At 44.3% G+C, this 22011-nt stretch carries 19 protein-coding genes; 6 read left to right on the top strand and 13 right to left on the bottom strand.

Annotated elements, in window-relative coordinates:
* Nucleotides 1-37: 37 nt before the first annotated feature.
* The 5 genes from cysW to RID09_RS17050 are packed head-to-tail and all read right to left on the bottom strand — an operon-like array spanning nt 38 to nt 3415.
* Nucleotides 38-934, bottom strand: coding sequence for a sulfate ABC transporter permease subunit CysW (gene cysW / locus RID09_RS17070; protein WP_446337129.1), 897 nt, complete (start codon nt 932-934; stop codon nt 38-40).
* Entirely contained in the window at nt 924-1778 is an 855-nt protein-coding gene (gene cysT, locus RID09_RS17065; protein ID WP_446337128.1) for a sulfate ABC transporter permease subunit CysT, read from the bottom strand. The genes cysW and cysT overlap by 11 nt, the downstream gene beginning before the upstream one ends.
* Nucleotides 1771-1977, bottom strand: coding sequence for a hypothetical protein (locus tag RID09_RS17060; RefSeq protein ID WP_446337127.1), 207 nt, complete (start codon nt 1975-1977; stop codon nt 1771-1773). Before RID09_RS17060 ends, cysT begins: the two co-directional genes overlap by 8 nt.
* Nucleotides 1978-1998: 21 nt before the next feature.
* Nucleotides 1999-2313: an NIL domain-containing protein gene (locus tag RID09_RS17055; RefSeq protein WP_446337126.1), complete on the bottom strand. Its 315-nt coding sequence runs from the start codon at nt 2311-2313 to the stop codon at nt 1999-2001.
* Between the two features lie 31 nt (nt 2314-2344).
* The gene (locus RID09_RS17050; protein WP_446337125.1) at nt 2345-3415 is read right to left on the bottom strand and encodes a sulfate ABC transporter substrate-binding protein; all 1071 of its coding nucleotides are present in this window, start codon (nt 3413-3415) and stop codon (nt 2345-2347) included.
* Nucleotides 3416-3901: 486 nt separating this feature from the next.
* On the opposite strand from RID09_RS17050, the gene RID09_RS17045 reads away from it, so the two are divergent.
* Complete coding sequence (locus RID09_RS17045; RefSeq protein WP_446337124.1) at nt 3902-5161, top strand: RNA-guided endonuclease InsQ/TnpB family protein; 1260 nt, start codon at nt 3902-3904, stop codon at nt 5159-5161.
* Nucleotides 5162-5364: 203 nt separating this feature from the next.
* Nucleotides 5365-5817, top strand: coding sequence for a RidA family protein (locus RID09_RS17040; RefSeq protein ID WP_446337123.1), 453 nt, complete (start codon nt 5365-5367; stop codon nt 5815-5817).
* A gap of 265 nt (nt 5818-6082) precedes the next feature.
* Here RID09_RS17040 and RID09_RS17035 read toward each other — a convergent pair whose 3' ends face one another.
* The 3 genes from RID09_RS17035 to RID09_RS17025 are packed head-to-tail and all read right to left on the bottom strand — an operon-like array spanning nt 6083 to nt 11010.
* Nucleotides 6083-6460: a response regulator transcription factor gene (locus RID09_RS17035; RefSeq protein WP_446337122.1), complete on the bottom strand. Its 378-nt coding sequence runs from the start codon at nt 6458-6460 to the stop codon at nt 6083-6085.
* A gap of 1 nt (nt 6461) precedes the next feature.
* Nucleotides 6462-7874: an adenylate/guanylate cyclase domain-containing protein gene (locus RID09_RS17030; RefSeq protein ID WP_446337121.1), complete on the bottom strand. Its 1413-nt coding sequence runs from the start codon at nt 7872-7874 to the stop codon at nt 6462-6464.
* A complete protein-coding gene (locus RID09_RS17025; protein WP_446337120.1) occupies nt 7840-11010 on the bottom strand; it encodes a response regulator in 3171 nt (1056 codons plus the stop codon). The genes RID09_RS17030 and RID09_RS17025 overlap by 35 nt, the downstream gene beginning before the upstream one ends.
* Before the next feature lie 615 nt (nt 11011-11625).
* On the opposite strand from RID09_RS17025, the gene RID09_RS17020 reads away from it, so the two are divergent.
* The gene (locus RID09_RS17020; RefSeq protein ID WP_446337119.1) at nt 11626-12159 is read left to right on the top strand and encodes a retropepsin-like aspartic protease family protein; all 534 of its coding nucleotides are present in this window, start codon (nt 11626-11628) and stop codon (nt 12157-12159) included.
* Nucleotides 12160-12332: 173 nt separating this feature from the next.
* Nucleotides 12333-13169 carry a retropepsin-like aspartic protease family protein gene (locus RID09_RS17015; RefSeq protein ID WP_446337118.1) on the top strand — a complete coding sequence of 279 codons (837 nt, stop codon included), beginning with the start codon at nt 12333-12335 and terminating at the stop codon, nt 13167-13169.
* Between the two features lie 25 nt (nt 13170-13194).
* Here RID09_RS17015 and RID09_RS17010 read toward each other — a convergent pair whose 3' ends face one another.
* The 5 genes from RID09_RS17010 to RID09_RS16990 form a co-directional block, all read right to left on the bottom strand.
* On the bottom strand, nt 13195-14598 hold the full coding sequence (locus RID09_RS17010) for a DUF2079 domain-containing protein (RefSeq protein ID WP_446337117.1): 1404 nt from the start codon (nt 14596-14598) through the stop codon (nt 13195-13197).
* A 161-nt stretch (nt 14599-14759) separates the two neighbouring features.
* The gene (locus tag RID09_RS17005; RefSeq protein ID WP_446337116.1) at nt 14760-15995 is read right to left on the bottom strand and encodes a DUF445 domain-containing protein; all 1236 of its coding nucleotides are present in this window, start codon (nt 15993-15995) and stop codon (nt 14760-14762) included.
* Between the two features lie 43 nt (nt 15996-16038).
* The gene (locus RID09_RS17000; protein ID WP_446337115.1) at nt 16039-17271 is read right to left on the bottom strand and encodes an RNA-guided endonuclease InsQ/TnpB family protein; all 1233 of its coding nucleotides are present in this window, start codon (nt 17269-17271) and stop codon (nt 16039-16041) included.
* Nucleotides 17272-17635: 364 nt separating this feature from the next.
* Entirely contained in the window at nt 17636-18379 is a 744-nt protein-coding gene (gene ubiE, locus RID09_RS16995; RefSeq protein ID WP_446337114.1) for a bifunctional demethylmenaquinone methyltransferase/2-methoxy-6-polyprenyl-1,4-benzoquinol methylase UbiE, read from the bottom strand.
* A gap of 107 nt (nt 18380-18486) precedes the next feature.
* Nucleotides 18487-19428 carry a response regulator gene (locus RID09_RS16990; protein WP_446337113.1) on the bottom strand — a complete coding sequence of 314 codons (942 nt, stop codon included), beginning with the start codon at nt 19426-19428 and terminating at the stop codon, nt 18487-18489.
* A 294-nt stretch (nt 19429-19722) separates the two neighbouring features.
* On the opposite strand from RID09_RS16990, the gene RID09_RS16985 reads away from it, so the two are divergent.
* Both RID09_RS16985 and RID09_RS16980 read left to right on the top strand, forming a co-directional pair.
* Nucleotides 19723-20817 (top strand): RuBisCO accumulation factor 1, encoded by a 1095-nt coding sequence (locus RID09_RS16985; RefSeq protein ID WP_446337112.1) that lies wholly within the window; start codon nt 19723-19725, stop codon nt 20815-20817.
* A gap of 345 nt (nt 20818-21162) precedes the next feature.
* Entirely contained in the window at nt 21163-21765 is a 603-nt protein-coding gene (locus tag RID09_RS16980; protein WP_446337154.1) for a molybdenum cofactor guanylyltransferase, read from the top strand.
* The last annotated feature ends 246 nt before the right edge of the window (nt 21766-22011 follow it).

Here is a 22011-nt window from a genome sequence, read left to right as displayed (position 1 = left end):
TAACCTTTGCTGAGAAAACCATTTGACCAATGACCCCTTAATGATGAACCGGACGGCTTGTATTGCGCTCTAAAATCTCCTTGACAATCAGCGTCACAAATCCTAAAAGTGCCAAAATTGCCGCTGCACCAAAGGCGGCTTGGGTTTGATAATTTTTATAGGCTTGCTCCACAAAAATAGGTAACGTTTGAGTCCGACCTAAAATGCCACCAGAAACTACAGCAACCGCCCCAAATTCCCCCATCGCCCTAGCATTAGTTAGCAAAATACCATAGAGTAAACCCCAGCGAATATTGGGTAAAGTGACGCGCCAGAAAATTTGCCAGTCATTCGCCCCCAAGATACGCGCCGCTTCTTCTTGATCTGAACCCATATCTTCCATCACTGGAATAACTTCCCGCGCCACAAACGGTAACGTCACAAAAATCGTCGCCATTGCCATTCCAGGTATAGCAAAAAGAACGTTGATGTCTAAACTATTGAGTAGCGGCGCAAACCAGCCATTTCGTCCATAAAGTAAGACAATCATTAAACCCGCAACAACTGGAGAAATGGCAAAGGGTAAGTCAAGAATACTGATCAGTAAAGCACGTCCACGAAACTGATTACGGGCAATTACCCAAGCCGCACAGAGTCCAAACACCGTATTTAAAGGTAACGCGATCGCAGCCATAATCACAGTCATGCGGACAGCGTGTAAGAATTCCCGACTCCCCATCGCGGCGAACAATTCACCAATCCCTTGATGAAAGGCTTCATAGAACACAGCTAAGGCGGGAATGAATAAAACAAGGAACAGATAACCTAACGCGATCGCGATTAATAATTGTGTTTGGGGGTGGGTTTTACGATTCTCATTTTTTGTTACCTTGATGTTACTAAAATTTCCCCCATTTTCCTTAATGGAGACGCGAGAAAACAAATTACGCAGCATAACGACGCCCCCATTGTTGTAGTCCGTTAATCACCAGCAGTAGAAGTAATGAACCGACAAGCAAAACAGTACCAATTACAGTGGCTCCCCCATAGTCGTATTGTTCTAACCGTTGAAACACAAGTACTGGCGCAATTAAATCTTGGAAAGGAATACTCGATGAAACAATCACCACAGAACCATATTCTCCAACCGCCCGCGAAAAACCCAGCGCTACCCCCGTCAGAATGGGTGGAACTAGGGGAGGAAGTAAGACTCTGAAAAAGGTTTGATAGCTAGATGCACCCAAAGACCAAGCCGCTTCTTCGATTTCTTTTTCCATCTCTTGTAAAACAGGTTGTAATGTTCTGACAATAAACGGAAGCGAGATAAATACCATTGCCACAAATACACCCAAGCGAGTGAAAGCAATTTTGATGCCAAATGGAGCAAAGAATTGTCCAATCCAACCTTTATCACTGTAAACAGTAGCTAACACTAATCCAGCCACTGAAGTTGGGAGCGCAAAAGGCAAATCGACCGCCGCATCAACGAATTTTTTACCGGGGAAATCATGGCGGACTAAAACCCAAGCCACGAGAGTTCCCATCACACCATTTATCAGGGCGGCGAGGAGAGCGGTAACGAAGGTAACATTGTAAGCCGAGCGAGCCACGTCAGAAGTGGCAATCCGCCAAAACTCTGAGACTCCTAAGCTGAGGGACTTGCTCATCAATGCCGCGATCGGCAGTAATAAAACTAGACTGAGGTAAACGAAAGTGATCGTCCAGGGTATAGAAATGGTGGCAACCTTATTCCGCCCCCAGGTGGTTAAAGATTGAAAGTAATCTGCTGAATTAGTCATAGGAGGTGGAAGATTTATGATATTTCTCCAGGTAAGAAATGGGAACAACAATGAACCACAACAGAGGAGCTAATACGATAACCAGCCAAGATAAACGTAATTCCTCAGTCGATAAGTCAGTTTCTTGCTGAAACGTTTTCAAGTAAACGGCAAAACAGTAGAGGGCGACAGAACTGTAAAATCCTAGGAAAAGAATCATGATAGTTTTAATACTCCTTGACTACCAGCCATCTGGTTCCGCACTGGATTCATGCCAAACCTCGACATCCAAGTCCGAAAGGTAGATTAAGGCACTGTCAATTTGCTTAGCAGTACCCTGAAGTCTTAGGTCAAACCAACCATCTCCTTTTGCATTCCCTCCTAACAAGGCGGCATTAATCGTAATGTTTAATCCTTGTTGGGAAATTAGATTTGAGAGGAGGGGTTCCTGATGATATATCTGAGGAATGCGGACTCGGACACGAGTGTGAGTGAGTCTGTGGTTCTCAGAACTCTTGTCTGAGTTAATTGGAGTGGTGTAAGTGTTGTGAGTCATTGGAGTCGGTGGGCTTTAGGGGTTATTCTTTCTATTTGGATTGAGCGAGTTTTGCTTGCATTTTGTCGAAGGCGGCACCATCTTCAAAAAATTTGGCTTGAATTTGATCCCAGCCGCCCAAATCTTTCGCCGTAAACAAGTTTTCCACGGTGGGATATTTACTGGCAAACTCTTGAGCAACAGTTTCATCTACAGGACGGAAGCCGATTTTGGCAAATTCTCGCTGTGCTTCTGGAGTAAATAGAAATTTAACAAAGGCTTCGGCGATTTCGCGAGTCCCATGTTCATCGACATTGGCATCAACAACAGCGACGGGATTATCGATGGAAATGTTATAGTCCGTGGGAATAATAAAGGGGTGATTATCTCCCTGTTCCCTGGCGAGAAGGACTTCGTTTTCATAATTAATTAATACATTACCCTGACCTTGTTTAAAGAACACATCACTGGCTTCGCGAGCGTCTTTTGGCAAAACGGGGACATTTTTATAGACGCTTTCGACAAAGGTTTCGGCGTCCTTGTCGCTACCCCCGGCTTGGGTAATCACTCCCCATAGCGCCAGATAATTCCATCTGGCTCCCCCAGAGGTTTTGGGATTGGCGGTGATGACTTTGACGCCATCTTTCGTCAAATCAGACCATTGAGTCACGTTTACTTTCTCATCCCGTGTGACCAGAGCCGCCACCGATGTATGAACGATGGAATCATTGGGAAATTCTTGTTCCCAACCCGGCTCAATGAGTCCGGCTTTTTCAATCTTTTGCGTATCCAAAGCTAGAGCTAAGGCGACAACATCGGCTTCTAAGCCATCAATGACGGCGCGAGTTTGGGAGCCTGATCCGCCATAACTTTGGTCAAAGGTGACGGTTTGACCGGTCTTGGCTTTCCACTGTTCAACAAATTGGGGAATGATTTGTTCATAGGCTTTCTGGGTTACCGCATAGGATACCAGGGTTAACTTGACGGGACTGTCGGCGTCAGCGGTGTTACTGGGGGGATTGGAACAAGCTGCGATCGCGCTACTCATGGCTACCCCTGCTAGCACTAGAGCCATGAACCGTTGACGCGATCGCCAGAGGTGCTGAGTGGATTGGGTTCTCATAATGTAAAACTCCTATAACGAATCCGTAATTTTCGCTTTAATGTGCCTGCATTTTAATTCTAGTTGAATCTTAATTCATTTGCAATACATGTTTGATTTAAATTGACCGTGACCAGCGGTTAAAACCTTTATTGATACCCTTTTCACCAGCATTGGCAACAGGCGCAACACTAAGACTGGGTTACGCGATCGCGTAACTTCACCCCCTATGGCTATCTCTGCGGCGGTGTGCTAGTCATTCCCATCACTTAGTGTGGCATTTTGTTATAAAAAGTAGTTTTTTAGGCTATATCGCACTACTTGCCCGTTTATCTTACCAGGGGGTTTGGGGGAGTTGTAAGACCCACGCTGTAATTTTATTCAGCGTTGGGATATACAACTCCCCCAAGTTAATTTAGGTGGATCGCTGTCACCTAAATTAACATTTAACGGTGTTGCGTTAGCCTGTAAATGTTTTATAATCAGTTCATGCACCAATAAACACCGATGCTGACACTTAACTATCGCTACCGCATCTATCCAGACGCCAATCAACAGTTTATCCTGCTTGATTGGATGGAGATTTGCCGGAAAGCGTACAACTACGCTCTTAGGCAAATCAAAGATTGGTGCAATAGTAGAAAGTGTATAATCGATAGATGCTCTATCGAAAAAGAGTACATCATCCCGGCTGATGCTCTGTTCCCCAACGAAACCAGTCAGCTTAATAAGTTGCCCAAGGCAAAGAAGGAATTCCCTCGATTGAGCGAAGTTCCTTCTCAGGTTCTCCAGCAAGCTATTAAACAACTGCACACGGCTTGGAAACACTTCCAACACAGAGGGTTTGGTTTTCCCAGATTCAAAAAGGTTGGGCAGTTCAAATCGTTACTGTTTCCTCAGTTCAAGGAAAATCCGGTAACAAAGGAGCATATCAAGCTACCCAAGCTGGGGATAATCCCAATTAATCTGCACCGTCCTATCCCCTCTGGATTCACGGTGAAACAGGTTCGTATTATCAAGAAAGCCGATAAATGGTACGCATCTATCAATATTCAGTGTGATGTCTCTGTCCCAGACCATAAACCACATGGGTATCCCATCGGTGTTGATATTGGGTTAGAGAAGTTTTTAGCAACTTCTGAAGGCACTCTTGTAAGACCTCCCAGGTTTTTTGCCGAGCTACAAGGCAAGTTGAAATTACTGCAACGCAGGCTAAGCAGGAAACAAAAGAGGTCAAAAAATTACGAGAAAGCCCGAATTAAGGTGGCTCTATTACACCACAAAATCGACAACACTCGCAAAGACTTCCATTTCAAACAAGCTCATGCCTTGTGCGATGAGGGTGACATGATCTTCATGGAAGACATTGATTACCGCATCACCGCTAAAGGGTTCCTGGGAAAACAGATGTTAGATGGTGGCTTTGGTCAGTTCCGTGCCATCACTGAGTACATCTGCTTCAAACGTGGAAAGTTCTTTGCTGTTGTCGATGCTAGAGGCACATCAGGGGAGTGTCCTAATTGTGGTGGTGAAGTCAAAAAAGACCTGAGTGTAAGGATTCATCAATGTCCGAATTGTAACTATACGACGGACAGAGATGTTGCCAGTGGTCAGGTGATTAGAAATCGAGGGATAACCCTCATTAGTACTGTCGGGCAGACAGGAATGGAAACTGCCTGTGAAGTCGGTCTACTGGGGACGAAGTTCCCTTCGTCTAGGCAAGTGGCGAAACCCCGTAAGGGAACAAGCAGGAAAGCTAAGTCGTGAGGCTTGGAAGCCTACACCGTAATCTTGATTCGGTGTAGGAGGATGTCACGTTGTTCCCATTTGGCTGAATTAGTTAGACAATTAATCAAGCAGCAATAGTTCTAAACTCTAAAATCCAAGCTTCAAAATCTAAAAGCTACCCTGATTATCCCCAGGTTTAGAGGTAGAGTATTGGCATAATTGTCTACCAAAGGAGATTAGTTATGGTCGTGACTCGCGAAGTCATTATTCCCACGGGTATGGAAATCCTCTATGAAAAGTATCACTATTGTCCGGGTATTAGAATTGGAAATACCGTTTATGTCTCCGGTCAAGTGGGTCGCGACGAAAATTTACAGGTGGTTGAGGGGATAGAAGCTCAGTTTGTCCAGGCGTTTGAAAATGTCAATAAAGTTCTTTTAACCGCAGGCGTAACCTTTGAGGATGTTGTAGAAATGGTGACCTATCATGTCACAAGTCCCGCTTCGGTTCCAGGGGACAATGCGTCGAATATGGCTTCAGGATCACAATCGTTAATCATTCCCCATTTGTTACTTTTTATGGAAGTAAAAGATCGGTATTTCATTCACAAATATCCGACTTGGACAAAGGTGGGTGTAACCGCTTTATCTGACCCTAGACTCATCGTAGAAATAAAATGTACAGCACTGCGATGAAATAAATTTAATAAAAATCAAGTGTTTTGTAGGGGCGGGTTTTACGATTATCCTTTTTGACTTCACAGGAGATGCAACTAAACCCGCCCCAATTCTGGACTATCTCATAGTTACTGTACTACACCGTGTTGGTGGGCGCACGTCGGTGCGCCCCTACGGGTTCTGGGTATAAAACTAAGCCATCAAATTAGATTAAACACGCCCTGACTTTCTGCCCGGAAACCTTATTAACTATCCCAGGGAAATAATTTAATCAAAATTGATTTCACAACCCCAGAACTTCCCAGGATTTTTCGACGACTTCATCGGGATCAAAAGGCTTAGTCATATACAAATCTGCGCCGACTTGTTGACCTTTTTCTTTGTCAAACTCTTGCCCCTTTGCGGTTAGCATAATAATATAGACATCTTTGATATCCAGGTTATTTTTAACCGCATAACAAACATCAAAACCATTCATTTTAGGCATCATCACATCCAGGAAAACTAGATCAGGTTTTTCAGTCTTAATGGTTTCAATCGCCTCTTCACCATTTTCAGCAATCAGGATTTCTACCCCTTCGTCTTCCAACTCTTCTAAGGTTTGTGCCATTAACAGGCGAATGTGTGGTTCGTCATCAACAATCAAGACTTTTTTGTTCATATTAATAGATCACTTCAAACACATCTACGGGTTTTTTCTTGCCCTTAACTTGAACCGTGCCAACTTCCTTAAACTTAAACAGATTATGGGTAACTTCATAGACACTGCGACACACCAAAATTTGTTCCCCTTTGGCAATCGATTGTAAGCGAGAGGCAATATTGACCTTATCACCAATGGCGGTATAGTCCATGTGCTGAGGAGAGCCAACATTACCGACAATCACTTCCCCAGAACTGATACCAATTCCGGTGATAAAATTTTGTCGAATCCAATGGACAGGGATTTTTTTTATCCGCTTTTGCATTTCAATCGCCGTTTTAATCGCGCCTTGCTCACTATAAACTAAACGAGAGGGAGCGCCAAACATTGCCACAATCATATCACCCACAAACTTATTTACAGTTCCGCCATGGCTAAAAATTACATCAACCATGTGGGTAAAATACTCATTCAAGTATTCGACAATTAATTCCGGAGGTAATTCTTCGCATTTAGTGGTGAAATTTCTAATATCTGAAAATAAAATAGCAATATCTCGTTTAGCTGGCTCGAAGGAAAAATCATCTTTTTCTTCCAAAATTGCCTCAACTACTTTAGCGGATACATAACGTTCAAGATTACTTTTGATCCGCTCTTCTTTTAGTTTTTGTTCATGCAAAATCGCATTTTCAATGGCAGATGCTGCTTGGGAGGCGAGGGCAGTCAATAGCTTTAAATCAGCCGCCGTATAGTTAATCGGCTCTTGATGACTAATATTAATCACTCCAATTATACCATCTTTAGTTTTTAATGGAGCGCAAATTAGAGAATAAATTTGATTATAACCTTCAATAAATCGAATATCCGATTGTACATTATTAATAATTTCAGCTTTACCTGTCAAGATTAAATGACCCGCGATTCCTTTTCCCAAAGCCAAGGGTGCTTTTGGGTCATATTCTTGACCAATGGCGGCGATTAACTCAAACTCACTCGTGTCGGAATTTAATAACATAAGTGAACCACTGGTAGCTTTAATTAATCGGGTGGCTTCATCAATAATCAGATTAGCAACTTGTTTGAGATCGAGGCAAGCTGTTAACCGCCCTGAGATATTATAAAGCAAGTTAATTTCTTTATATTTATCCAAGGTTTCCCTTGCCAACATTTTTTCCTGAAGCTCTTTATTGGCAATATAACTCAGTAGAGATGCCAAAGATGATGCTTTTTCGCTACCTCTGATCCAACCAATAATATCATTAGCAAGTTTTACCGGATAGCTTTCCAGTTTCTCTTGGGTTGCTTCACCGAAAAGGAGACGACCTTGGGTATCCTGAATCAGAATGGGTGTCTCCATGACAGAACTCATCTCTTTGAGCAGAGATAAAACATCTTTTTTATTCAGCAACTTCTTTAGACTGATAGTAACCATCGGGTTTTTCATTCGCTAATAGGAGAAAAAAGACATTCTCCAGACCTTTCTCAAATCGCAGGGTTTTAACAATATTATATCGTTCAGATAGCTCAGAATTCACAATGATCATATCTGGCTTGACTGCAATGGCTTTTTCTTTAAAATCCTCTCCCTCAAAGACTTCAATCACATTATATCCTCGGGTGGTTAAAATATCAGCTAGAGTTTTAACAGTGGAGATATTTTCATCAATCACTAATATTTTCTTTTTTGAACTTCCTTGAGCGATTAAACAGTCGATTTCCTGAAGCAACTGTTCTGATTCAAATGGTTTAGTGATATATTTATCTATTCCTAACCGATATCCTCGTTCGTGGTCTTCAATAATGGATAAAATAATAATTGGAATATCCATTGTTGATGGGTCATTTTTTAATACGGCGGCAACATCAAAGCCATTCATTTCCGGCATCATTACATCTAGAGTGATAAGATCCGGTCGTTCTTGCTTGATGAGTTTGATCGCTTCTAGACCATCTTTTGCTTCTCGGACTTGATATCCCCGTGACTCTAGTTCTTGTCGCAAGAGTTGACGAATTAATGCTTCATTATCGACAACGAGTACAGTTTTATTAGCAGTGTTTTTAGTTGATGAGGGTTGGGTGGTGACGGTGCGTTGAAGCTGCTTAACTAACGTATCCATATCCATCATATTCACTTGAACGGGTAGATCAGTATGAATAGGAAGTGTAAAAGAAAACTTACTTCCTTTTTTTAGCTCACTTTCAACCCAAATTCTGCCGCCATGATGTTCGACAATTTGCTTGCAAATGGGTAATCCTAGACCTGTTCCTTTAGGCTTGTCAGTTAGTGTATCGCCGACTTGCTTAAATTTTTCAAATACTTTAGGCTGATCGGCAGGAGAAATACCCATACCCGTGTCAATAACACTAATAATAATTTCACTATGCCTTTTTCTAGCACGGCAAGTTATCGAACCTTTTTCAGTAAATTTAACAGCATTAGAAATTAAATTAATGAGGACTTGAATCAGTCTGTCTTTATCTCCAGAAATTTCCGGTAGATTGCTATCTACATTTTTAATAAATTGTATTTGTTTATCCTCAAATAAAGAGCTTGTCGCGGCTATTGCCCGTTCAATGATATCTTTGACTGATAAAGGCTGCATGTTCCAATCAACTTTTCCTGCCTCCATTTTAGCAATATCAAGAACATCATTAATTAATGCGGTCAATCGTTCTCCTTCAGATACAATAATATTCACATTATCTTTCACTTGGCGAACCGTGCGCTGAATTTTCTTATTTTCGGTCTGGATTTGGGGGAAAATTACCTCTTCAAGTTTTTTCTTGATAATTTTAGTAAATCCCAGTACAGAAGTCAGCGGTGTTCTCAGTTCATGGGAAACGGTAGAGATAAAATCCGTTTTCATCTGATCCACTTCTTTTTCAACAGTGATATCTCGGATCATAATAACTGATCCAAGAAACTCCTCAACTGCACCATCAGCCGAGGACACTTTATCAATAGCCGTGGCTACAGCTTTACCGACACGTCCCTCCGCAAGCTCAATTTCTGCGGTAAAGACTTCCCGATGGTGGTTCTGGGTTTGGGTAATTAATTCCACTAACTTACGGCTTAATACATCTTGACCATTTTTATCTGTAATATCGAGTTCTCCTAACCCTAACATTCTTAAGAGAGCGGGATTAAACTGGGATATTTTTCCTTGGGTATCGGTAACAAGTAAACCATCGACTAAATTATTAATAATCGCCGTTAAATGAGCGGTTCGTTCTTCGACTCTACCTTCGAGAACTTGATTAATACTTTCAACCCGCTGCCGGGTATCGGCTTCGGTTTTTTGTAAGCGCTTCGCTTCCGATTCGGCTTGTTTTAAGAATTGCTCACGGACGTAAACTTTAATCGCCATTGAGTTAAATAGATTGGCTAAACGTCCTAACTCATCTTTCCGAGTATCATCCAGTTGAATATTCAAATCGCCAGCAGCAATTCGTTCAGTTGCTCCCATCAACTCAATTAAGGGATCAGTAACTTGGCGACGCAGGACAAAATAGAGGACTAATAGTTCAATGACAAGTGCTAAAATTCCTAACCCCAGAATAAATCCGGCTGTGTTCCAGGCTGGCTTAGCTAAGATTGACTGGGGGAAAACGGTGACTAAATACCAATCTGGTTCATCAATTTTGGCGATAGCCAAGTATTCATTGTCTTTGGTATTTTCAATAATATATTGATTGGAGTTTCTCTGTTTTACCAATTGAAAAATACGCTGTAAATGAGGATCATCGGATTCCAAAACATTGAAGTTTCCTTTTTTTTGTTTGATTTCATCAATTTTATCTGGATGAAGAATCAGACGACCATCCCCGCTAAAAAGGATATTATAACCGCCCTCAATGTTATCCTCAATCAGGCGCTCCATCAGTTGATTTAGAGTCACATCATGTCCAATTGTGGCGATATGTTCACCGTCTAAGTTAACAGGCGTTTTCACAGAGACGAGCCAATCTTTAGCCTGAGGATCGTAGTAAAGTCCTGTCCATACCGTCTTTGACGCTGCATTCGGTTGCGTTTTGCCATGATAGGTTTTTTCCTCGTCTTGGAGATTGAGCTCAGTAGAAGCTCGTTGCACCCAAGGCGTTTTGGGCCAATAGATCGCGATAATATTATCAGGGCTGGTAATATAAGTATTGATAAAACGATGATGCCATACTGCGCCATAAGTTGTGGTTAAGTTGTAAAAGGCAAGAACTCGCTGTCGAACCTCGGCGTCGATGACCAGGTTTTTATCAATATAAACCCCCGCCTGCTCAAGGGTGTCAAACTTCTCCGGAGGCTGATCTGGAGGTCGATTGCGGATAACACCATCAGACCACTGGACGAAGAGCTGATTAAATTCACTGTAGGAGTTAGAATTCGGTTCTTGAAGTTGTTTTATTAATTCTTGCTTGAGGAGAGTATGATTGTCTACAGCGATAGAAGATAGAATACGTTCCCGTTCCCCTCGTTCCTCTACATATTTTTTGACCCGTTCTAATGCTTCCGATTCAAGAAATGATAAAGTGTGAAAGTAACTCCAAGTCGTTAATACAACGATAACTCCAGCCATCCTCAATGCTACATTAACCAGGGTTCGCCGGGTGATAGATTGTTGCCTGAAAAAGATAGGGAAAGCCATTTTAAAATTAGGTAAAAGTTTAAGACGGACAGTTCTGATGTTGATGAGAGGGATGGCAAAAGTGAGGCAGAAGGGAGCAGAGGGAGCAGAGGGAGCAGAAGGAGCAGAGGGAGCAGAAGGAGCAGAGGGAGCAGAGGGAGCAGAGGGAGCAGAGGCGTAGAGATTTAACCGGATTTTTCACGACTTTGGATATATTTTCATTTTGGATTTCGCCCTGCTCCTTAAGTTAGCAATTTACTGAATAAGATTCTGATGTTTTTTTAAAAAGAATTTTTTAACAACAAAGAATCAAGAAAATTTATTAACATCTACATCATCTTGATGAAATATCCGGATGAGTGACCTGTTCAATCTATTTCACTCTCGTCATTGCTAAAACATGGGTCAGCTAAGACGCAGGTCAATTACGTATTGCCAATTCCCTGTTCCCTGACAAACCCTCAGATGAGCTGAACTGAGGACGTGTCCCCATGTCGTGGGTTAAATTAAGGAATAGAAGATTAGACCACTAACAACGACGGCTGCCGAACTGGGCGCAAGACTACTATGAAACGCTATTTATCCCGCCAAATCTTATTTATACTCCTCGCGATCGCAGGAATTGTCTCACCTACCTCTGTCTCCCATTCCCAGAGTGATTTGCCCTGCTACTTGGAAGACAGCAATGGCAATGTCATTGATCTGGGTCACCTGTGTGGTAGTGGTAGCGGTACACCTTCGGTGATTCAAGTTCCCATCAAACGCCGGATGTCTGGGATTCCGGTCGTTGATGTCCAATTTAATGGCAACCGCCGCTTTGAAATGCTCTTCGATACAGGTGCTTCCGGGATTGCGATTACCCCCCCAATGGCACAAGTCTTAAACGTTAAGCCACAAGGCGTCGTCACCACCTCCACTGCGGGTGGTCAAGTTGAAGTTCCGCGAGGTCGCGTTAATTCTGTCGCCGTCGGGGGTATTGAAGTCACGAATCCGGAGGTGACGATTAATCAATACCTCGATATCGGACTATTAGGACAAGGATTTTTTGGTATCTATGATGTGACCATTAAAGAAAATGTCATCGAACTTAGATATCGGTAGAGAGGAGTTTTGAGTTTTGATCCTCCCCTTGGCTCAAGGACATGGTTTGTAGGAGTGGGTTTAGGGACTTTATGCTTGGCTATTGAGGTAAATTTTGGACAAAACCTGCCCTAACCAAGTTTTGAGTGCGATAATTATTTAACAAATGACCAATGACAAAGGACTAATGACCGATGATGTGGCAATCTTTCTGGAGTCGTAGCGTCTGGATCGCATTATTGAGTACATTAACCCTACTCAATAGTGCATGTAGTAAGAGTGAGGCGGAGAGTGTTTCGAGTCCTACTCCGACTCAAGCCGCCAGTCCGGTTTCCACCTCTTCTGCTTCTGTCTCCCCAGAACCGCAAGCGTCAAAACCCCTACCGCCCCCACCTCCTGAATCGGACACCTATGAAGAAGCCGTTGATGTAGCAACAAGTGCGGTTACGATCAGTCAATCGGCGGTGAGTCGGGAGGATTGGAAATTAGTGGCGAATCGTTGGGAAGAAGCGATTCAGTTATTAAAAGCTGTACCGGCTTCGAGTAAAAACCACTCAACCGCCCAACAAAAGCTATCTCAATACCAGAACCTGCTAGCGGATGCCAAACAGCGCTCCACACCGCCACCGCCTAAACCGAAACAAGGTGATAGTAGTCCCCAGTTTTTCTCAGTGCCGATTAAAAGCAAACTTCGGAATATTCCAATTATCGAAGTGACCTTTAATGACAAGCGGCAATTTAGCATGCTGTTTGATACAGGGGCGACTAATACCCTCATCACCCAAGAGATCGCGTCCACGTTGAATTTAAAACCTGTCGGGATCACTGAGATAAGTGTAGCAGACGGTGCGACTGTCCCAATGGCAGTAGCGATCCTGGAGTCCATGGAAGTTGATGGTCGCCTGAAACGAAAGATCGAGGTCGTGATCGCACCGCCATCAATGCCTGTTGGACTCTTGGGACAAGACTTCTTTGACGGCTATGACATTACGATCAAAGATGAGGTGATTGAATTTCGCAAACGTTCATAATTTTTTATGATTGATGACTTATGACTTATCCAGAATTCCTAATGAATTTCTGGGTAAACAAATAAACTTCATCCTGCTGATAAGTTAATTGAAACGTGGGTGTATTTTGTAACCGTTCTAACAAATAGTTGACCACCTCTGGACTACTTGCCCAACCCGGATGACGCCTATTCAATACTACATAATCAAATTCCCCTAACTCAGTCGTTTCTGCACCAGCTATCGCCAGCTTAACCACAGGGCGGTGGGTTAAATGGGGAGCAACTTGGGCAGGAACTAAAACAGCACCCTTGGTCTGAATTTGAGCAATTGCTTCCCTTGTGGCTTGCCAAGTATCGATGGATTCCAAATATATCGACCCAAAATAACCAAATTTTGCTAATCCTAAAAACGCAACGAATGCCCAAATAATCATGCCTCGTTTGTGGCGTAACCATCCCTTTCCGGCTGCTAATGTGGAAATAACGGCTAATAAGAGAAAAGGCAGTGCAGGTAGAGAGTATTGATGAACTAAATCTTTTTGAGGTTGGTAGTCGGTAATCAGGTTAATCACCAACGTGGGGACTGCACCGACTAAAGGAGTTAGATGCTGGGGTGAAAGTCCCCACATCAAGGGTAAGAACAACAAAGCCAAATATTCCAAGTTGGGTAAGGTAAAAATTCTACCCAGTATTAACCCTGGCTTGAGGAGCAGATTTTTGGCGATTTCTAGAACAGAGTCTCCTAAAAAAGCATAGCGCCAGACAGCCTCAACGCCATCGGGTCTAAATGCGGGAATAATCACCTGAGTAGCAATCAAAAACCAGGCAATTCCTGCCACTAAAGCCATCCCACCACACCACCGCTTTTTCTCAAAAACTAACAACCAAAACCCCATGGCGGCTACCGTGAGGGATAAAGCATCCCGACAAGCCAAAATCAAAAGAATTGCCCCACAAAACCAACCCTTCTGATTCAGCCGCGCCGCCAAAACTGCACCTAAAAAAGCGGGCAAGGCGATGACTTCTGCATGGAAATCAAATAGATTGAGATTAAAAATTAACGGATACAGGAGATAGACGATTGCCATTGCTGTTGCTTGTGACTCCTTTAACCCCGCTTGACGGGCGAGATAAAAAGTTGGTAAAGCACCGACGGTTAAAGCAATGGCTTGCACCGCAAACAGCCAATGAACATCGGGATGGATTTTGTACAGCAAAGCGAGTCCATAGAGAATCCAATCCGCGTGACCGCCCATAAAATGGTAACCCCAGAAGGAAACAACGGGGGTTTGTCTTTGGCTAATCAGGTAAGCCGCCTGGTCAAAATACCCCAAATCAAAAGCAGAGGATTGAAATAGGGCGTGCCGTAAGCTGCTGCATATCAATAAGATTAAAGCACTTACCGCGATCGCCAACCTAACCGTATCAAGCGACCTACCTGTTGCCATACTACTCCCAGGGAGTTAGAGTTTGCTTCTCCACTATTCCCCTAGAAGGGCAGGTTTCGTCAAGTTATCGAACTTAGCGGTAAAATCCGCCCTGACATCTCATAGCCTACACCCTAAACCCTGCCTACTATTCAAGTCGCTTTCCCATCCCTTCAGATGACTCAAAATCCCCTGAATAGGAGTAATCCCGTCTGAAATAGTCCGATAATTACACCCAAAATCCCGCCTAAATTAACAATCGCTTGTAATTCATTTTTGACAATCACTTTAACGGCAACTTCCAAGGATTCCGGCGACGTACCTCTTACCCGCTCAACAATAACCTGATCAATTGATAAAATTGGAATAATCTCAGTCACCAATTTTTCTAAATCTTCTTCTAGATAACGCTCCAAAACTAATGCCAGTTCTTGACTAATCAGTTCCATTGAGCTAGTCATAATCGCCGACTCTCGCAATCGATTTAAGATCAATACCGCCACCTTTTCCCAGTCAATGGATTGACTTAAACCCTGCAAAAAGTCGCTGCCCCGCTCTCGAATATAAGTGCGAACCGCATCTCGCATAGTTTTGCGTAACTGTCGCACCGTAGACACGGGCAAATTTTGTAGAGATAGAGTTTGCAGCCATAACTGTAACCGCTCACGGGCGCCCAAAGCCGTCAACAATTCTCTCAGACGCGCATTGCTTTCCTCTTTCTCGTCTAAGCAATAGGTTCGCAAACGGGTTAGAGTATTGCGTAGCCCAAATAAATTGGCGACAATCCAATAAGTGCCGCTTGTCTTCTCGCGAAACCCTTCATCAATGACTTGGATATTGCGATCCGTTAAGAAATCAATAATCCCTTGACGCAAAACATCAGGGGGTAATGCCACTTGGATAATCCACTGCGAAAGCTGTTGCGCTTGTTGATCATTCAGTTGAAACTCCAGCAAAATCTGGTCAAAAATTTGGTTAAGCTGGGCTTCTAAAAAATCCTCTCGACGGGATAAAACTTTCAGCAAGCGTGGTAGGGATTCTCCCAATAAGTCGTGGAGGATAGCCGCGAGAATCTTAGCCGTTTTCTGTTCCTTATCCAACTGGACTTGTTCCAAAGTCAGATTGAGCATCCACAGAATTGCCCCACGCACCCGTTCCCGATGCAGTAGACGCCGTGCTAGTCGTTGCATCTCCGAAGGGGTTAACAAAGAACCCATAATTGTATCGGCTACCCGTTTCGCCAAGCGTTCCTGGTTATGGGGAATTAAACCGGGTGTAAATGGCAACCGCCGCTTACCGATATAAATAGGGCGGTAGGGACGGAATAGCATTTTGATGGCTAAATCATTGGTGAAATAGCCAATAATTCCCCCTGCGATTGGAGGCAACAATAGCAGCCACAGGTTCGATAAATTCAAAACAGCAATCGGCGTAATACAGAACGGTTGACACTCCTACGGCTCAAAGCGCGTGGGATTCTGTATTCAACGTCAAAACTTGCTCTACCAGGCTTGCACCAAGTAGCGTAGAGGTTCCAACTCCTACAGCGTGACTTTGGGGATGCCCTCCCCTAGATTTTGCTTTGAGCAAAATGTTTATAGCCGCATTCCAATCTCTTTGCAGAATCAATCCACACTTACAAACGTGGGTTCTTGTGCTGAGAGATTTTTTCACAATCACTTTGCATTGACTGCATTCAACAGATGTGTATTGAGGTGGAACAGCAACAGCCAATCTTCCAAACTTGATGGCAAAGTGTTCAATCCACTGCCTAAATTGATACCAGCTAGCATCAGCAATTGACTTAGCCAGACAGTGATTTTTGAGCATATTGGCAACCCTCAAGTCTAGCCTTCGGCAAGCCGCTGGCGCGTCTACATAGGCTACTAAGTCGTTAGACTTGCAAACGTGAAGCGCTAGTCTTTTAGCGTGTTCGGTACGTTGCCTACTTACTCTTAAGTGTTTTCTGGAATACTGAGCTACTGCTTTACGGCGACCTGATGAACCCTTTTTCTTCTTGTAGATGGCTCGTTGGCTGTGCTTGATAGCAGTTTCCGCCTTACGCAGAAACTTTGGGTTAGGTTCCTGGTGTCCGTTTGAGTCAGTATAGAAAGACTCCAACCCGACATCGAGCCCAATTTCTTGACCTGTTGGCGGTTGAATATCAAGACACTCAACGTCAACAGCAAATTGACAGTAATACCCGTCAGCCCGACGCACAAGCCTAACCCGCTTAATGGACTTGACTGGATACTGATGGATATCCCATTTACCCAATAGCTTGAGTTCACCAATTCCCTTTTTATCGGTAATAGCGATACGGCGTTTTGTTGGATGAAGTTTCCAGCCGCTAGTTTTATACTCAACTGAGCGGTTATCGCGCTGAAACCTCGGATATCCTTTTTTGCCAGCTTTTTTAGACTTGCAGTTATCGTAAAACCGAGAGATGGCTTGCCATCCCCGTTCTGCTGATGCCTGTACAGCCATTGAGTTAAGGTCTTTGACAAAGGAGAATTCCTGGCGTAGTGCTGTTGAATACTTATTCAAGGCAAAACGGTCAATTTTGGCGTCTTTTGGCCCATCAATCCAATAACGAATTGCTTTGTTACGGATGAACTGCACCGTTGTGATGGCTTCATCAATAGCTTTGTCTTGCTGCGGCTTGGCTTTGATTTTGTATTCAAGAACTAGCATTGAATCGACCTCTCAATGTGCTTTTTCCATTATAGTAGATGTGTGTGTAATCAATTGTGTGTACTGATGAAAACACAAAGACTAGATATCAGATTAACTAAGTATGAAATGCGACAACTAAAGGAAGAGGCTACCAGGCGGGGAATGAGCAAGTCTGAGTTGATCACAAGCTTGATAGCTCGTTTAAGAGCACCTTTGTAATTTGGTCATCTACGTCCCTCCGATGACCCGCCTCATATCCCACGCTTAAAAGACGTGGGTTTTACGGCGCTTCTATAATCCCCAATCCCTGATCCCCATTTTAGGCTCTACAGCTCAAAGGGCGGTAAAAAAGCTAAATGACACCCCACACCTCCAACTCTGCCTAGGTTTCAAGCAGCTTACCCGCCCCATCAAGACTCTCCGGTTTCCTGAGGACCAAAACGCCCATCATCCCCCCAGCGATGGGATAGTGAGTGGCGTGGGCAAATCCAGCCTGGTGGGCAAGTTTAACTTGCTGCTTTCCGTTAGGAAATCGCTCTAAGCTGGGAGTGATGTAGGCATATTCTTGTTCTAAGCCCAAGGATTTGGCACGGGGTACGACAATTGTGTCTAGATACCATTGCTGAAACTGACGCAGGGGTGAGTGTTGGGGACGATGAAAGTCTAAGATAGCCGCCTTCGCACCCGGTTTGAGGACTCGGTACAGTTGTCGCAAACAACGGGGAATATCGGTAACGTTCCGCAAACCATACCCCATGGTGGCGCCGTGGAAAAAATTATCCTCGAAGGGTAAATCTAGAGCATCTGCTTCAATCCAGTGGATGGTTAAGGGGGGATAATGATGGGTAACTCTAGCTTTAGCGATCGCGAGTAGCCCAGGAGAAAAATCAACCCCATACACCTGACCCGTTACACCCACGTATCGGGCTAAAAGTTCAGCTAAATCGCCACTACCACAGCATAAATCCAAACCAATCTCACCGGGCTTTAGGTCACACCACTTTACCGCCATCCGTTTCCAGATCCGGTGTTGACCCAAACTTAACCACTGGTTGAGTTGGTCGTAAACCGGGGCGATGCGATCAAATAAATGGCGGATCTCTGATGGGGAATGGTCATTTGTCATGGGTCATTTGTCCAAATAATTCTCGCACTCAGTCGGTTTAGTGACATCCGGGTGAGACAAAAAAGATCATGGTGAAACCCGCCCCGACAACCTTCAAAACTCAAAACTCAACGACTTGTCGCGATCGCTAAACCCACCTGCTGGGCTGATAGGTGGATGAGTTTTAGCTCATCTTCACTCAGTTTACACGCCTGTTCTCGCCATTGGAGTGAGAGTAGCCCTAGAAGTTCGCTGCGGTGGATAATCGGAATCAGCAGGTGGGCTTGAATGCCGATATCCTGATAATAGTCTGTGGCAACTTTTGGAGTTGCACCAGGGGCGTTGATCCAGACTTGTAGCTGGTGGTTGGCGATCGCGTCTGGCAAGAGGGGATCGGAGTTTAGGGGGTTGACAGGAAATGCCTCTTTGGTGTAATAACCTTGCAAATCCATCAAGCGATCGCCCTCTACAAGTTGCAGGATACAGACATCTGTGCCAAAGCTGTCGCTAAATACTTGGGCGATTTGGGGCAAGCTGGTTTCTAGGCTATCTGATCTTTGTGCCATCTGCACCAGAGTTTCCATCAGTGCCATTTGAGCATGAGCTCGCTGCAATTCCTCGGTGCGTTGCTTCAGGAGTTCGTAAGTTTGAACTGCCCGTTCCACAACGGTTTTGAGTTCATTCGGGTCCCACGGCTTGGTGATATAGCGGTAGACTTGTCCGGCATTAATGGCTTCGACTAAGTCTTCGACATCCGTAAACCCGGTTAAGATAATCCGCATGGTATCAGGAAACTGGGGGACGGTTTTGCTCAAAAACTCCGTTCCCTTCATTTCTGGCATCCGCTGATCAGAAATAATCACGGCGACTTCTCCCTGATTAGCCAGAATAGAGAGGGCTTGAGCGCCACTTTCGGCTCTGAATACACTAAACTGACGCCGGAAGGTGCGGTAGAGGAGATCCAGGTTATCGGGTTCATCATCTACCACAAGCATTTTAGGTTTTTGCGATCGCTCCAAACTCATGAACTGACGAGTGATACTATCAAAATTAGGGTTCACCTTGTCCATAACACTACAACAAACTCCAAGTGTGAGTTTGAACGGGCGAGCCACAAGGGGAAGGCGATTTTTGCTTTTAGAGCTGCCCAATGATGTAAACTGTTCTAACTCGAATGTCAATGACTTAAGGGTTTATCGTCAGGAGGCGAGGGTTTCTAGAAAACTCTGTACCGACGACAAACTCATGTTAGGTCAATGCCATTTACGTTTATTTTTTTTATCTGCCCCTAGCTCAATATTAATTGGTTCGAGAAATTCAAGACATCTGGTAACTCAAAAACACGGCAACTTCTTCTTCCCATCATGACTGAAATATCACCCGCAAATCCTCACCATAACCCTCAAGCTAACTCAGAGACAGTAGATGCTGATGCACTGATTCAGTTGCTCAGGCGCAAAGAACGTAACTGGGTGGAGTGGGGAAAAGCTTGTCAACAACTCCAAAGCGCTGGCTATAGCTCCCAAGCCCTTTTTGAACAAACGGGCTTTGAGCCAATCCAACAGAATCAAGTCATTGTAGCATTTCAGGTCTATGAAACGTTAGTCAAAGCTGGGGTATCGGAGGCGGTGCGATCGCGCTTTGAACGGACAGGGAGCGATATCCTATATGAGTTGCGGATTCTCACTCAACCTGAACGGGCTGCAGCGGCTGAGTTTATTGTTGCTAGAAATCTGGATTCTGATGGCGCCCGTGAGGTGGCAAAAGCGATGAAAGAGTTATCCCGTCGCCGTAACCCACCCGAAGGATTTTCTAACCATCCTGGTGATGCTGTGGCGTACCAATACTGGAAACTTGCCCAACAACAGCAGAATTTACAGGAACGCTCGCGGTTAGTTGCACGGGGGTTAATGTTTGCTCATAGCCAATCCTCGCGTCAAGAAATTGAGCAGTTACTCACAGAACCCTTTGGGGGTAGCCGCCGTCGGGCACCCCGTTTGCCTTTCTATCGCGTCGAAGATAGTGAACAGTTACCGCGACTGCTCTCCTTGGTGGGTCAATTTCCGGTAACCACCGCCGAGTTCCAGCAAGTGGAGGCGGTTGAGACAAAGGGGGCTTTTCATATTATGGACGCTTCCCATCAGCAACAGATTGTCGCCATTCCTGGTTGGCAAATCGTCTCAAAGGCACAAGAACCTGTAGCAATTTTGTGTAACAGCACTCAGCTTCCCAAGCAAGAGAATGAAAAATCAGAAGCGGTGTTGCTCATTGTTGACCGAAAAAACACACAATGGGATGCCGATAGTTATTTTATGGTCGATCAATCGGGAACCTTAGCGATCGAGTGGTTTTCTGAACAGCCCGATATACCGTTATTGGGACAGATAATTCTCGTGTTGCGTCCTAAGAAAATTCTCGATGAACCCTTGAGTCGGGATCTGTGGCAAATTGATGAATGAAGGTTTAAGGGGGTGTAGGGTGTAGGGGGGAGTGATCGGTATCACCGATCTACCGGAGAATTATCACGTTATGTTGGTGAATTTTGAGGAATATTAACTTAACTTGACTTGATCGATGTTGTGCTGCAGTTGTCTATGCAATCTCCTATTCTTCTTCCGGGCGCTCTCTCGGAACTCTTTGCACAAGCGACCAGTTCTGGCTACATGACGAAAGCTGACCGTTACGGACTGATGGCAGCGATTTTAGGCGAAGATCTCACCACAGAGGACAAATGTGTCATCGATCGCTTACTGCGGGCGGTACGGCGAGGACGGCTGCATTTGGCAGATGAACTGTCTGCTGTGCTGGCGGATTCCCAGGTACCGTTCTCGGCGATGATTTTAGCTGGCGGAAAAAGTTCTCGCATGGGTCAGGACAAAGCCTTGATTCCTATTCAAGGTATGCCGTTACTGAGACAGGTTTGTACAATTGCCCTTAAATGTACTCGTGAAGTTTTTGTGGTCACTCCTTGGCCCGAACGATATCGGGAAATTTTGCCGAAAAATTGTCATCTCATCCAAGAAATGCTCCTGCTAGGAGAGGCTCAATCCCACGGTCCTTTGGTCGGCTTTGCTCAAGGATTGACTCAAGTGAAAAGGGATTGGGTTCTTTTACTTGCCTGTGACTTGCCCCAACTTCAAGTTGATGTTTTGCAAGGTTGGGTCACTGACTTGACAAATACTCCCAAAGATGCAATTGCTTTGCTGCCCCGAAGTCCCAAAGGGTGGGAACCTCTGTGCGGTTTTTACCGACGCCGATGTTTACCCCAATTGATTGAGTATATTAATCAAGGAGGGCGCTCCTTTCAAAAATGGCTCGCACAGCATCCCGTTCAGGAACTTCCGGTTCGCGATCGCCATGTTTTATTTAACTGTAATACACCAGAAGATCTGAAAATTGTGAATTAAGGGAACAGGGAACTCTCATACCCCCTTGACAAATTGCGTACAAGTTTAACTTGTCACCAATGGACTCCTCCAGTAATAAAACCTCTCAACCTGCGCTTATGGAGCTTTATAGGGTAGCGATGGTGAAAACCTCTGCGTTTTAACCAGAGGATGAAACTTTCGCGTTGCGTTCAGCAAAGCGACTAAAGTCGCCAGTCTAATCTATCCTGACAACACTCAACTAATAGTGTAGTATAGTGTTAGAAA

This window comes from Coleofasciculus sp. G1-WW12-02 (genome assembly GCF_040219735.1).
Classification (GTDB): Bacteria; Cyanobacteriota; Cyanobacteriia; order Cyanobacteriales; family Coleofasciculaceae; genus Coleofasciculus.
This window is presented reverse-complemented; position numbering and strand designations above follow the sequence as displayed.

Coding starts and splice junctions, on each gene's coding strand:
- cysW (WP_446337129.1), bottom strand. CDS start 934: ATGCTGCGTAATTTGTTTTCTCGCGTCTCCATTAAGGAAAATGGGGGA.
- cysT (WP_446337128.1), bottom strand. CDS start 1,778: ATGACTAATTCAGCAGATTACTTTCAATCTTTAACCACCTGGGGGCGG.
- RID09_RS17060 (WP_446337127.1), bottom strand. CDS start 1,977: ATGATTCTTTTCCTAGGATTTTACAGTTCTGTCGCCCTCTACTGTTTT.
- RID09_RS17055 (WP_446337126.1), bottom strand. CDS start 2,313: ATGACTCACAACACTTACACCACTCCAATTAACTCAGACAAGAGTTCT.
- RID09_RS17050 (WP_446337125.1), bottom strand. CDS start 3,415: ATGAGAACCCAATCCACTCAGCACCTCTGGCGATCGCGTCAACGGTTC.
- RID09_RS17045 (WP_446337124.1), top strand. CDS start 3,902: ATGCTGACACTTAACTATCGCTACCGCATCTATCCAGACGCCAATCAA.
- RID09_RS17040 (WP_446337123.1), top strand. CDS start 5,365: ATGGTCGTGACTCGCGAAGTCATTATTCCCACGGGTATGGAAATCCTC.
- RID09_RS17035 (WP_446337122.1), bottom strand. CDS start 6,460: ATGAACAAAAAAGTCTTGATTGTTGATGACGAACCACACATTCGCCTG.
- RID09_RS17030 (WP_446337121.1), bottom strand. CDS start 7,874: ATGGTTACTATCAGTCTAAAGAAGTTGCTGAATAAAAAAGATGTTTTA.
- RID09_RS17025 (WP_446337120.1), bottom strand. CDS start 11,010: ATGGCTGGAGTTATCGTTGTATTAACGACTTGGAGTTACTTTCACACT.
- RID09_RS17020 (WP_446337119.1), top strand. CDS start 11,626: ATGAAACGCTATTTATCCCGCCAAATCTTATTTATACTCCTCGCGATC.
- RID09_RS17015 (WP_446337118.1), top strand. CDS start 12,333: ATGATGTGGCAATCTTTCTGGAGTCGTAGCGTCTGGATCGCATTATTG.
- RID09_RS17010 (WP_446337117.1), bottom strand. CDS start 14,598: ATGGCAACAGGTAGGTCGCTTGATACGGTTAGGTTGGCGATCGCGGTA.
- RID09_RS17000 (WP_446337115.1), bottom strand. CDS start 17,271: ATGCTAGTTCTTGAATACAAAATCAAAGCCAAGCCGCAGCAAGACAAA.
- ubiE (WP_446337114.1), bottom strand. CDS start 18,379: ATGACAAATGACCATTCCCCATCAGAGATCCGCCATTTATTTGATCGC.
- RID09_RS16990 (WP_446337113.1), bottom strand. CDS start 19,428: ATGGACAAGGTGAACCCTAATTTTGATAGTATCACTCGTCAGTTCATG.
- RID09_RS16985 (WP_446337112.1), top strand. CDS start 19,723: ATGACTGAAATATCACCCGCAAATCCTCACCATAACCCTCAAGCTAAC.